Source organism: Hyphomonas sp. BRH_c22 (assembly GCF_000961795.1).
Lineage (GTDB): Bacteria > Pseudomonadota > Alphaproteobacteria > Caulobacterales > Hyphomonadaceae > Hyphomonas.
Genome location: NZ_LADU01000097.1, coordinates 1 through 11,733, shown reverse-complemented (window position 1 = coordinate 11,733; position 11,733 = coordinate 1). Strand labels below are relative to the sequence as shown.

Sequence of the window (11,733 nt, the reverse complement as noted above, 5' to 3'; positions counted from 1 at the left end):
GCCTGCTACTGCTGACGCATTAAACACTCAGAATAGTGCGGGAGGAAGACAATGAAAAACTTGAAGGGACGGACGGCCATCGTCACCGGTGGCGCCAGTGGTATCGGCCGGGCCTGCTGCGTGTGTCTAGCACGCGAAGGCGTTGCTGTACTGGTGACCGATATCGACGATGCAGGCTCCGCGGAAACTGTTGCAATCATTAAGAAATCCGGGGGGAAGGCTATATCAGCACATCATGACGTTACCGACGAAACCCGTTGGGACGAGATAATGACATTGTGTGAATCTGAGTTGGGTGTGCCGTCCGTCATGGTGAACAATGCCGGCGTTGCGATCGGCGGCGCGATTATGGATTTCAGTCTCGCAGACTGGCAAAAGCAGATGGCGATCAACATGGACAGCGTCTTCCTCGGCACCCGAGCGGCGATGAGAGCCATGAAGCTCAAAGGCGGTTCGATCATCAATCTGTCGTCAATCGCCGGACTGCGCGGCGCATCCGGTGTCAGCGCCTATTGCGCCAGCAAGGGCGGTGTTCGGCTTTTCTCCAAGGCCGCAGCAGTCGAGTGTGGCCAGCTTGGCCTTCCGATCCGCGTCAACTCGGTCCATCCAGGCATTATTGATACGCCAATCTGGCAAAAATCCATCGCGCGCATGACTGAAACCATGTCCGCCGACCAAGTTGCAGGACTCTCAGGGTCATCGGGCGGAAATTCGCTCAATGCAGACGTCATCGCACAGGCTGCGCCCATGGGACGGCCGGGACGCCCGGAGGAAGTCGCAGATCTTGTTGTCTTCCTCGCGAGCGACGCATCCAGCTACATCAGCGGACAGGAACTCGTCGTCGATGGCGCCATGACAGCGCGGTGACCCAAGCCCAATACATGCAGGATCCGCGACGATGCGATAGATTTCGCCGATTGCCCGGCGCGAATCTTGCAGCGGCAATTGTGGATCCATGAACAAAAACCGAACCATCAGGCGACCGATTTGACTGAAGTGACTGTCGTAATTCCCTGCTATAACAGTTCTGCGACGATCGCGGCCGCTGTAACCAGTGCGCTTGCCCAGACAATTCCTGTCGATGTGATTGTCGTCGATGACGGATCAAGCGACGATACCGTTTCAAAAGCCCGGGAACTTGCCAATGCCAATAACCGGCTGACCCTGCTCGTCCAACCAGGGAATCAAGGTCCGTCTGCCGCTAGAAACCGGGCCATCGCCGCCGCAAAAACGTCGTGGATCGCGATCCTGGATGCCGACGATTACATGCATCCAGACCGTATTCGTCGCCTGCTTGAAGCGGCTAGGCGCTTTAACCTGGATTTTGTGGCTGACGATCTTATCCGGGTCTCTCCAGGACTCGCGCCTGAAACCGGGACCCGGCTGTGGTCAGACAATCCGATCGGAATGCTGAAACTGGACCTAGCGCGCTTTGCGCGCGAGAATATTGCCACCCGTACTGGCATGCGGCGCGAACTGGGATTCATCAAGCCGCTCATTCGCATGGAATTTCTTGCCGAAAAAGCAATCCGTTACAATGAGCAGATGCGCCTCGGCGAGGATTATGACCTCTATGCCCGCGCCTTGCAGGCCGGCGCACATTTCGCCATTATCGACCCCTGCGGATATTATTCGGTCGACTACCCCAACTCTCTTTCAAGAAGCTATGGCGCTAACCAGATCCGTCACCTCGTGAATACCGATCAGATGATCCTTCAGGATGCAAACCTGTCCAAGCAGGCGCGGGCGGCTGTACAGGAGCACAAGTCATTCGTCCTAAAAGACTGGGCGTGGGTTAGCATGATCGAAGCCGTTCGCACGCGGAACCCGCTTGGCATGGCCAGGTCGCTCGCGACACCGCCAATGGTGTCCTGGACGACCGCTATCCGCTGCGTGAGGCACGTGATGGGTAAAACGCCGATCGACGATATCCTTATAAACGCGCCGCAGGCCCAGCTGGTCGAAACCCTGCTTGGTCACGCCCTTCCGGCGGATCGATCACACACCTGATACGATCAATCAGGACGCCACGCCTAGCGCTATCCGCATCGCATCCTGCGACCTGCCCCTGGACAGCAAGACCGCCGCGTAGCCAAACCGTTTTGTCACCTCAGGAGAGAGCAGCGCAAGGCTCGCGACGTAAGACGTTGCGCCGACCAGCAGGAGTGCAAACAGCTTAACAACCTCGCTCCAAGTCCCCGGGATCACCAATCCGGTCAACCAGACCAACGTTCCCATGATGATTGATGCCAACAAGGCGGTGGACCCGGCAGCTGCCTGGCGCCTGATCGAAAATTCAATTGCGGATTTGACCGCCATTGCGCCCATTACCCATGTCAGGAACTGCGCAAGAAACAATGCAAGCATGACCGCCAAGAGCCCGAAATTGATCGCCATCACGACCAGACCCGTGGTTGCTATGAGGGCGACGATCGATATGCGCATGATGACGGCTGGCCGTCCCATGCCTATAAGGACGCCTGAATTGAATGCCGTCGTCGGCGCGCGAAGCCCCATCAAGAGAGCGACCTGGATAATCGGCACCCCGGCAATCCATTGAGGCCCGAACATGAGCGGAACCGCCACTGGTGCGATCACAGCCGCCCCGATGAAGGCCGGGTAAGCAATCAACGCTGTCAGCCGGATCGCACCCTCAAATGCCTTCCGCATCAACGCCATATCATTATGTGCTTGGGCTGCGACCGGTAGAGTTACCGCGGCCATCGGTGACACAAGCATCGAAACGGCCTGCTCTCTCAAACGCATCGACATATTGAACAGGCCAAGCGCTGTCGCCCCCAGCATGCCTCCGACCAGAATCCGCGGAATAGACGCGGACACTGTCTGCACCAAGCTCGAAGTGACAGTCGCTGCGTTGAACCGTGTCAGCTCTGCGGTCTCTGCCCAGCTACTTCGCAGTGACGGCCGCCATTTGGCAAACCAGAGGAAGGCGAACAGTCGAACCGTGCGCCGCGCAATCTCCATCCCTACCAATGCCCAGCTATTTTGGAGATAGAGCGCCAGCGCAATCCCGACAATGGCCGCCACGACCGTGCCGGAAATGTCGACAATCGTGATCTGGCGGTACTTCAGATCACGCTGGAGCAGCGCCGACGGAACGGACGAAACCGCCCCAATGAACAGAACAACCGAAAAGACCCTGAGAATAGGAACGAGTTCTGGAGTGGAAAAGCGCGCCGCAATGAACGGGGCCGCGACCAGTACTCCGACGAAAAATAAAGAGGCCAGCAGGAGCGACTGAATGAACACCGAATTGATATGCCCGGGCCGCAGATCCCTACGCTGGATAAGGCACTGATTAAGGCTTCCAGTCGTGAGGATTTCCGGAATCGCAAACGTTACCAGCGCCATGCCGAAGATGCCAAAATCGGCCGGCGTAAGCATGCGCGCGATTACGATGACGGAGACAAGCCCCCCGACCAAGCCGAACCAGCTCCCCATCGTATTGAGGGCGGCTGCCCGGCCTGCTCGTTTCAGTAAACTTGATGCCATATCCGGAACGGTCTGCCATTACTTGTGATTGTTGAATTCTTACAAAAAAACCGACGAAGCAGTGGATATCGATGGTTTACGCGCAGAATACGCAGCCACTTATCAGCCTATGCTGCTCTTACTTACACTATATTCTCACCGGCTATTGTCCTCTTAAGGAGACAGGTCAAACCCATAATCGTGTAAGCGGCGCTGACGCGCGATTTTGGACCGAGCATGCTGAGGTCAAAACCGCGATCGAGAAAAGTCCGGCATAGGAAGCCCGAGTTGATTTATGACACCGCGAATATGATCAAGAGCATCCTCAGTCGGTCCGGAATACGTTCCGGACTGAGGCTGGTTCCCAACGTATCCGAGGTCGGCAGCGCCCGCATCTGACATGTAGAATCCCATGACTGTCAGGTGATGTAATACATCAAGAAACCAACCAGCTTGGCGGATCGGCTCTGCATCAATGCGCGTTTCTAACTTGCGAACCAACCCTGCTCCTTTACGGGAGTTCTTGCCAAAGCAGTCTTGGAACAAATCGGCCTGCTGACCAGACGAAGCGAGATGGTAAACTTTCCCAAACCTGCTTGCCGATTCGGTATCAAACCACGCGATACCATTCAAAACCATTGTGCGAAAATACTGTGTGCTCTCGTAGGGAGAACTCACCAGTTCATCAATAAAGTCGACCACACCGGCTTCGCTGGCCGCAACCGAGACACCATCATTTGGTATGATCTGATCGCACAGCGCTGCCAGTGTAGCCCGATTGGCCTGTGACATCATGTCAGGCCATGGGGCGGGCGCGAACAAGTCCGCGTCATTTCCATATCCCGGCCCCGGCGGCGCTGGCCATTCATCAGAGGGCCATTTCGATACAGATAACCTCATCGTCAATAGGCCCGCGCCCACCACCGCGGGAACGGCGGCTGCAACCCAGGTCATTGCTGTGCGTCGACTGATCTGTCTTGGAACGAAGGTCATTGGACGCCGCCTTGGGATTTCTGAACAGCTATCCGCTGCGCCAGAGCCTCCGATGCCCGCAACGAAAGAGCCATGATAGTCAAAGTAGGATTCTTGTGCGGATGCGATGCGAACACGCTCGCGTCGGCGAGAACAAGGTTGTCTACATCCCAGCATTGGGAAACATTATTTACCACCGAGTTATCAGGCGAGTCACCCATGCGGGCAGATCCGGTCTCGTGCAGCCCGCCAGCACCTGTCGTCTTGTCGCCTATGGCTTCATCTTGAGGCAAAATAACTCCACCCATTCGATCAATGACCTTGTGAGCAGTTTCCATTCCATGCCGCGCCATAGCTCGTTCAGAATCGCTTATTCCCCAGTGAAACCGCACTACAGGACTTCCCCATTTGTCGAGAACCGATTGGTCGATATCCATGTAGGCTTGCGCATTGGGAATCATTTCGCCGAACATTTCGAACCTGATTCTCGATCCGTATCTCCGACGGGCCGCGGCTTTCAACTGGGCACCGTAACCAAGCTCGGGATTCACAATGTGAGGACCTGTAGTGACTCCGGGAACTTCCGACATTCCGCCATAAACCTGAAAATGGTAGCCACGAGTGAACTCGAGCTTGCCTTCTTTCTGATCCTTATAACCCCACCAGGGTATATACATATGGGGGACAGATACGCCATCTTCGTTGTAACGCGGACGGTCCTCCAAAAGCGGAAATTGGGCGTCAACAAGGTAATTGACCGTGTTGGCAATATTGCGGCCAAGCTGTCCGCTGCGACTACCAAGCCCGTCCGGGTGGCTTCCAGACTTTGAATTCATCATTATTCGAGCGGTTTCAAACGTGCTCGCCGCCAAAACGACCGCGCGCGCGGTCACGTCTGAGCGCTCACCTGTCTTATTGTCGCCATATGTCACGCCGGTTGCCCGCCCATCGGCATCTGTATTTACACGGATCACCATCGCATCTGTGCGCAAAGTCAGATTACCGGTCCTCAAAGCCATCGGTATAAAAGAAGTTGTCGTCTGAAACTTCGCCCCGATGGAGCAGCCCCGTCGGCAATGGGTCGAATAAAAGCACGCCTGGCGATCCTCAAGGGGCTGCGTCAAAATCGCTGTTGGCGCCACCTTGGATGGAATTCCTAGGCTTGCAAATCCAGCTTGTACAAAATATTCGAACGCGCGCAGAGGTGGAGGGGGCTGCAAAATGCCGGGCGGAGACCCGGGCTCGTTTTCGAAACCTTCGCTGGAGCCGAACATGCCGACCATCTCTTCTGTTCGATCATAGTAGGGCGCGATATCATTATATGTAACAGGCCAGTCGACACCAAGCCCGTCGCGTGACCGGCTCTTGAAGTCATATGGTCCGAACCGCGGCGCAAATCCCCACCACGCATTTGTGCGACCACCCAGCATTCGCGTCCTGACCCAGTCGTATTGAGTACCGTCCGCACAGACGTAAGGCTCTCCCTCGATCTCGGCCCCACCAATGATCGGGTCGAAAAAGCGGGGATGGCGATCCTCTGTCGGCAGGTTGCCCAACGGCGCGTCGATATCCCTGTTGAACATAGGGGTCTCGGCAACGGGATCATAGTGACGACCTGCCTCCAGCATAAGCACCCGATGGCCGGCGCGGGTCAGGGTCAGCGCACTCATTGCACCGCCAGCGCCTGAACCCACAACAATAACGTCGAATTCCGGAGTCACTGACATGTTTGTATACCTTAAAATTCTAAGCGGGCACGTCCATGGAGTCGGCGTGCTCAAGCAGGTTGTTGAATGCAGTCAAGAACCCCTTGGCCGAATGGGTTTCATTCGCCCAGGCCCGACCGGCTTCGGCAAGCCGCTGTCGCTCATCATGATTGTCGATCAGTTCCCGCAGGGCGGTAACGAAGGCATCAACAGATTGCATCCCGTCGCCACGGAACTCACCGACATAGCGGCCGAACCGTTCGGCCACACCTTCGGGATTCACACAGGACACGATAGGGACGTCGCGCTGCAGACCTTCCACAAAGGCAATCGGCAAGCCTTCATGGATGGCGCAATTCAGATGAAGCCACGACGACGCGATCATCTCGTGCTTTTCAGCGCCTTCAGTATGGCCGAGCATTTCCACGTTGGGCGGCAGGTTGTCTGGCTCCCATGCACCGGGTCCTGTGAAGTGCGATTTGCCGAACAGCCGGAAAGTCACGTCCGGCATGCGGCGAGCGATTTCCGGAATGATCCATGGACGCTTTTGCGCGTCCAGTCGGCCCAGGAACATGACAGTCGGTTTTTCTGATTTGACGTATGGACCCTCAGGAGCTGGCTCCATCGGATAGCACAACGATACGACTTCATCGGCGCGGCATCCATAGGTGGATTCGATCTTGGCCTCGAGGAAAGGCGACGGCGCAGCAAATATGGTCTTCAGTCCCTTCTGGCGGCGCTGCTTCACCAATTCGGCGAGTGGCGTGCAATCTATGTATTCGAGGCCCTTGGGCTTGACATCGCCCTGGCCCGGGATCCGGCAAGTGGCGATCCGGTCCCAGTCTTCCGGTGTTTTGGGGTCCTGCACCCACATCACCATCGGGGCCTTGGTGAACATTGACAGGAAGTATTCGTAGTTCGACCGATAATCAATCGTTAGAAATATGTCTGGAGTTGCGAGTTTCGTCAAAATCGACAGCTTGTCTCGGCGCCAATTCCAGGTCGGATAACGAAGCGGGCGGCCATAGACGCTCAGCTTCTTGCCGCTTCCGACAACGTGCTCCGGCGCTTCGCCCCAATACATATCGACATCAAGTCGTTTGTCGGTCGCCAAAAGAGCAGCTTCGGCGATCTGCTTGCTCAGCATGCCAAATCCGCCCATTCTGCTAATCCGCTGATCGAAGAACTCATTTGCAACAATTCCGAGGCGAATCCGGGACTTACTTGCAAGTCGGTGGTTAAGCATTTAGTCGTCCTTTGGGTGCGTCCTGAAGAATTTCGTGACAGTGAAAACGGCGAGATCATGTTCACTTTCGTATGGCTCGATCGTCTGAAGCAAGCAAGATTGAGGCCACGCAGTTCTGCTGGATGATGTTAATGCAAGATTATTCTGATGCGAATTAGACTTCCGCTTCCCAGAGGCACACTCAGATGACCCAACACGCTCAAAAAATAGCGCGGGGAAGCGCCTGGAACGTTGCCGCCAATATCGCAAAGATCAACGCCGGCCTCGTCGTACTGCCCATTCTGACCAGAATACTTTCGGCCGACGAGTTCGGTCTCATCCAGATGGCCATGCCGGTTATCGTATTTACCATGGTGTTCAACAATGCCGGCGTAGGCCCCGCACTGGTCCGCGCGGACACGTGCTCTGATGCCCTCTGGTCAAGCGCGTTCTGGGCCAATATTGGCATCGGTGTCATCTTTACCGGTCTTCTGGTCGTCACGGCGCCGCTTATCGCCCTGTTTTACGGAAACAACGCTGTTATTCCGCTCATTGTTGCCCTTTCCATGGCGATCGTGCTGCAAACCGCCAGCATCGTACCCGGCGCCTGGCTGCAGCGCGAATTCCAGTTCAAGCACCTCGCGATCGCTGATATCGTGGGCAATGGTCTCGGTGTGGCAGTTGTCATCATCACCGCATTTCTCGGCTTCGGCGTATGGTCGCTTGTTTTGCAGCAACTCGTCACCCATGCGGCACGTACCGCCTATCTTTGGTGGCGCTCTGCCCCGCCCGTCGGCTTCGTTTTCGAGTGGCCGGAATTGAAATCGATCACTGGTTTCAGCATTAACGTCAACCTTGCGGATCTCGCTAATTTCTTCGGGCGAAATGCAGACAATATCATCATCGGCAGGCAGTTTGGCTCGGCCGAACTCGGCTATTACAGCATTGCATACCGGTTGATGCTGCTTCCCATCCAGGTTTTCAGCTGGGGCATTGCGACCGTCCTTCTGCCTGGTTTGGCGCAAATGAAGGATAATGCAGACAGATTGTGTGCGGCCTGCATGCGCGTATTTAAGATCGTATCAGTCGTGACATTCCCGATCATGGCAGGCGCCTGCGCGCTGTCCGAGCCCTTGATCGTGCAGGTACTTGGTGAAAACATGCGCCCAGCAGCGACCCTTCTGGCCATCCTCGCACCCGTCGGTGCAATGCAGTCCTTGTCCAGTTCCCATGGCGCGATCTTCATGGCGATCGGACGGGCCGATATCATGTTTCGCTGGTCTCTGTTCTGCAATGTTGTCATCGTTGGCGCATTCATCATCGCCATTCCATGGGGCGTGATGGGCGTCGCGCTGGCCTACCTGATCGTCAATCTGCTTCTGGCGCCTCCCGGCTACTGGATATTGTTCCGACTGATGGGACTCAGCATGGGCCGTTTTCTGGGTGGTATCGCACCTATCGCTCTTGCAGCGATCGGAATGGGCGTGGTGGTCTGGTGGACAGCGCGTGTGCTTGGTGAGCGTGGGTTGTCAGAATTAGATACCCTGCTCGTGTGCATCCCGCTCGGCGTCGTGGTCTACGGCTGCGCCATAGCGCTTGCTGCCCGTAGCGCGCTGGTCGAGGTCGTTGGACTGGCCCGGCTAGCCAAAGCTCGATGATCAGCCAGGGATGAGAACGGCTGCCAACATGCAGAAAACCAGGCCGATACCGAGCAGGTAGGACACCTTGTCCTTCACGGCGAATGCGACAGGATCTTCGTTGAGCTCTCCGCGTGACGCGAGTAACCAGATGCGCCCCAGGAACAAGGTCATAAAGACTGGAATGCCCCAGAGAAAAGCCTCGATCTGGTAAATATCCACCTTGAACGCATCCTCACGAAGGAACAGGACGAGGATCAGGATCGAAGCAACCCCACTGGCAACGCCCAGTGCCGAGATGAACGCGTAGTCACCTCCCCGGTACCCGCGCCCACTGATAATCTCCATCGGCATTGCAGCCTTTGCCGACACTTCGACAAAGCGCTTGGCCAGCGACAATGACAGGAAGAAAAACATCGAGAATGTCAGCAACCACTCGGAATAGCCCGCGCCGCCAGCCTCGGTGCCCATCACGAGCCTGAGAGTGAACAGGATTGCAAGAATGACCACGTCCAGCACGGGGATCCGCTTCAGGCCGAAGGAATAGGAGAGGGTCAGCGCCAGGTAGGCAAAAAGGGCAAGGAAGAAGCCGGTCGAGACAAAGCCGGATGCGATCAGCCCGCCAAGAATGACCACAAGGGATACGCACAGGCCCATCAGCGGGTTCAGCTCGCCCGCCGCAAAAGGACGATTACGCTTCGTCTTGTGACGGCGATCATCCGAGAGATCCGCGAGATCATTGAGGATATAGGTACCCGATGCCGAAACGCTCAGGATCAGAAAGACCGTCAGATAAGACAATACGACAGGCGGATTTAGATACTCGTGGCTCAGCAGCAAAGGCACGAAAACCAACAGGTTCTTGACCCACTGGTGCAGGCGTAGCGCCTTGCGCCAGCTTTTCAGGTGGTTGGTCGGCGTCGAAAATGTCGCGAACACCGGTTTGTCGTCAGCCCGAACAGCCTGCGCTACAGACGCCGGAACATCGACGAGCACAGCAGCCTTGGCCGCCTGCCAGACTGGCAAGTCTGCCCGCGCGTCCCCGGCATAAATGTAACCATCAGGAAAACGTTCGACGAGGGCGTCGCGCTTTCGCGCTGACTTGAGGTTCAACGTGGGCGTCGATCCGACGACGCTGCTGAAGATGCCGAAACGCGCTGCAACCTTGTCAGCGACCGATTGGGTGGCGGCTGTGAACAAATGAATATCACGGCCCGCGTTACGTTCAGTTTCGGCAAAATCGAGCACCTGTTCATTGACAGGCAGGCTGTCGATATCCAGTGAGGAAATCGCCGCAATCCGCTGCTTGAACCTTGCACGGCTGACCAATGCAAGGGGCATGGCGGCGAACAGGGACATAGGCCGCCGAAAGAATGCGTTGACGATCCCCTCGACCAAAAGGTCGGTACGCAACAAGGTGCCGTCCAAATCCAGTACGAGCGGGAGTTTTTCACTCATCACATCCAGCGACTCTTCACTTGCTTGCTGCATGATAACGCCCAGCATTGTCTCAATTCCCCAAAAACCTGAACAAATATCGCAATATCTGTGCCAGATTCTCTGGCGATTTCATCCAGCCTTGCCCGCCGCGCGACGGTGTCCGTAATGTCCCCACCTCTGCGCAGAATTACATGCTTGCGATGCTCGCCACAGCAAAATCGTGCCCTCCAGCCCCTATAATGCAAGCCGGTTAACAGAATTCGCTCGCGCTGTTCAGACGGCACCGTTATTGCAAGTCCGCATAGCGGACCTTTACGAATGGGATCGACCAGAAAAATGAATCCAATTATCCTAGCGACTGCAGTCGCCAGCGTGACTCTCAATGCGATGGCGCAAATCGCGCTGCGCAAGACAATGCTGTCAGTCGGACCGCTCCCCTCCGGCATGTCTGGTTTGCCGGCCTTTGGCTTTTCACTCGCCTTCAACCCATGGTTTCTCGCTGGCATGGCCTGCTATGTCGTTAGCATCGGTGTCTGGATGATCGTGCTTGGCAAGGTTGAGGTCAGCCTCGCTTACCCGCTTCTCTCGATCGGCTACATCATCACGGCGGTGATCGGGTATTTTTTTCTGGGTGAAAACGTCAACCTTTTGCGGGTTGGCGGAATTGCGCTGATTTGCTGCGGCATAATACTGATCTCGCGGAGCGCCTGACAATGAGACACGTCATTACAGGCGGAAGTGGCTTTACCGGCACCTTCCTTGCCAGGTCACTGGTGGAACGTGGCGAAAAGGTTGTTAGCTTTGACCTGCGCCACCAGAACGACGTCGCGCTCGCCTCACGCATTCAACACTTTACGGGTGACGTTTGCCGCCCCGCAGACTTGGAACAACTGGCGCTTGGCCCCGATGATATCGTCTATCACCTTGCGGCACGCCAGTTCGCCGACGAAGTCCCGTCACGAGGACGCGACGAATGGTTCCGTGCCGTCAACGTGGATGGCACTCGTAACCTCTTGGCCGCCATGCGCAAAGGCGGCGCCAACCGGCTCGTGTTCTTTTCCACCGACATGACCTACGGCAAACCACAGCATTCGCCCGTTCAGCCGAATCATCCGCAAAACCCGCTTGGTCCCTACGGCGCCAGCAAACGTGACGCCGAAGCCTTGCTTCGCAGCGAACCGGGATTGAACGCAACGATCTTCCGCCCGCGGCTCATCACAGGTCCGGGACGCCTTGGAATTCTCGGCAAACTGTTCAACTT

General features: G+C 56.3%; 10 protein-coding genes. 5 read left to right on the top strand and 5 right to left on the bottom strand.

Annotation, left to right across the window (positions count from 1 at the left end):
• The first annotated feature begins 51 nt into the window (after positions 1-51).
• Complete coding sequence (locus VR74_RS13645; RefSeq protein WP_045697704.1) at positions 52-867, top strand: SDR family oxidoreductase; 816 nt, start codon at positions 52-54, stop codon at positions 865-867.
• Between the two features lie 129 nt (positions 868-996).
• A complete protein-coding gene (locus VR74_RS13640; protein ID WP_299950567.1) occupies positions 997-2,010 on the top strand; it encodes a glycosyltransferase family 2 protein in 1,014 nt (337 codons plus the stop codon).
• A gap of 9 nt (positions 2,011-2,019) precedes the next feature.
• Here the strand turns inward: VR74_RS13640 and VR74_RS13635 are convergent, their stop codons facing one another.
• The 4 genes from VR74_RS13635 to VR74_RS13620 all read right to left on the bottom strand — a co-directional run bounded on the left by VR74_RS13635 (position 2,020) and on the right by VR74_RS13620 (position 7,332).
• The gene (locus VR74_RS13635) at positions 2,020-3,513 is read right to left on the bottom strand and encodes a lipopolysaccharide biosynthesis protein (RefSeq protein ID WP_299950564.1); all 1,494 of its coding nucleotides are present in this window, start codon (positions 3,511-3,513) and stop codon (positions 2,020-2,022) included.
• 225 nt (positions 3,514-3,738) lie between these two features.
• Positions 3,739-4,485 carry a gluconate 2-dehydrogenase subunit 3 family protein gene (locus tag VR74_RS21085; protein WP_299950561.1) on the bottom strand — a complete coding sequence of 249 codons (747 nt, stop codon included), beginning with the start codon at positions 4,483-4,485 and terminating at the stop codon, positions 3,739-3,741.
• Positions 4,482-6,191, bottom strand: a complete 1,710-nt coding sequence (locus VR74_RS13625) for a GMC family oxidoreductase (protein ID WP_045697700.1) — start codon at positions 6,189-6,191, stop codon at positions 4,482-4,484. The genes VR74_RS21085 and VR74_RS13625 overlap by 4 nt, the downstream gene beginning before the upstream one ends.
• 19 nt (positions 6,192-6,210) lie before the next feature.
• Positions 6,211-7,332 carry a glycosyltransferase family 4 protein gene (locus VR74_RS13620; protein WP_299950558.1) on the bottom strand — a complete coding sequence of 374 codons (1,122 nt, stop codon included), beginning with the start codon at positions 7,330-7,332 and terminating at the stop codon, positions 6,211-6,213.
• Positions 7,333-7,601: 269 nt separating this feature from the next.
• On the opposite strand from VR74_RS13620, the gene VR74_RS13615 reads away from it, so the two are divergent.
• The gene (locus tag VR74_RS13615; RefSeq protein ID WP_299950556.1) at positions 7,602-9,053 is read left to right on the top strand and encodes a lipopolysaccharide biosynthesis protein; all 1,452 of its coding nucleotides are present in this window, start codon (positions 7,602-7,604) and stop codon (positions 9,051-9,053) included.
• Here VR74_RS13615 and VR74_RS13610 read toward each other — a convergent pair whose 3' ends face one another.
• Entirely contained in the window at positions 9,054-10,538 is a 1,485-nt protein-coding gene (locus VR74_RS13610; protein WP_045697696.1) for a UbiA family prenyltransferase, read from the bottom strand.
• Between the two features lie 270 nt (positions 10,539-10,808).
• Here VR74_RS13610 and VR74_RS13605 point away from each other — a divergent pair, with 270 nt between their 5' ends.
• Entirely contained in the window at positions 10,809-11,183 is a 375-nt protein-coding gene (locus VR74_RS13605) for an EamA family transporter (RefSeq protein ID WP_045697706.1), read from the top strand.
• A 2-nt stretch (positions 11,184-11,185) separates the two neighbouring features.
• Positions 11,186-11,733, top strand: a 548-nt coding sequence (locus tag VR74_RS13600) for an NAD(P)-dependent oxidoreductase (protein WP_045697694.1), incomplete at its 3' end; no start/stop codon positions are given.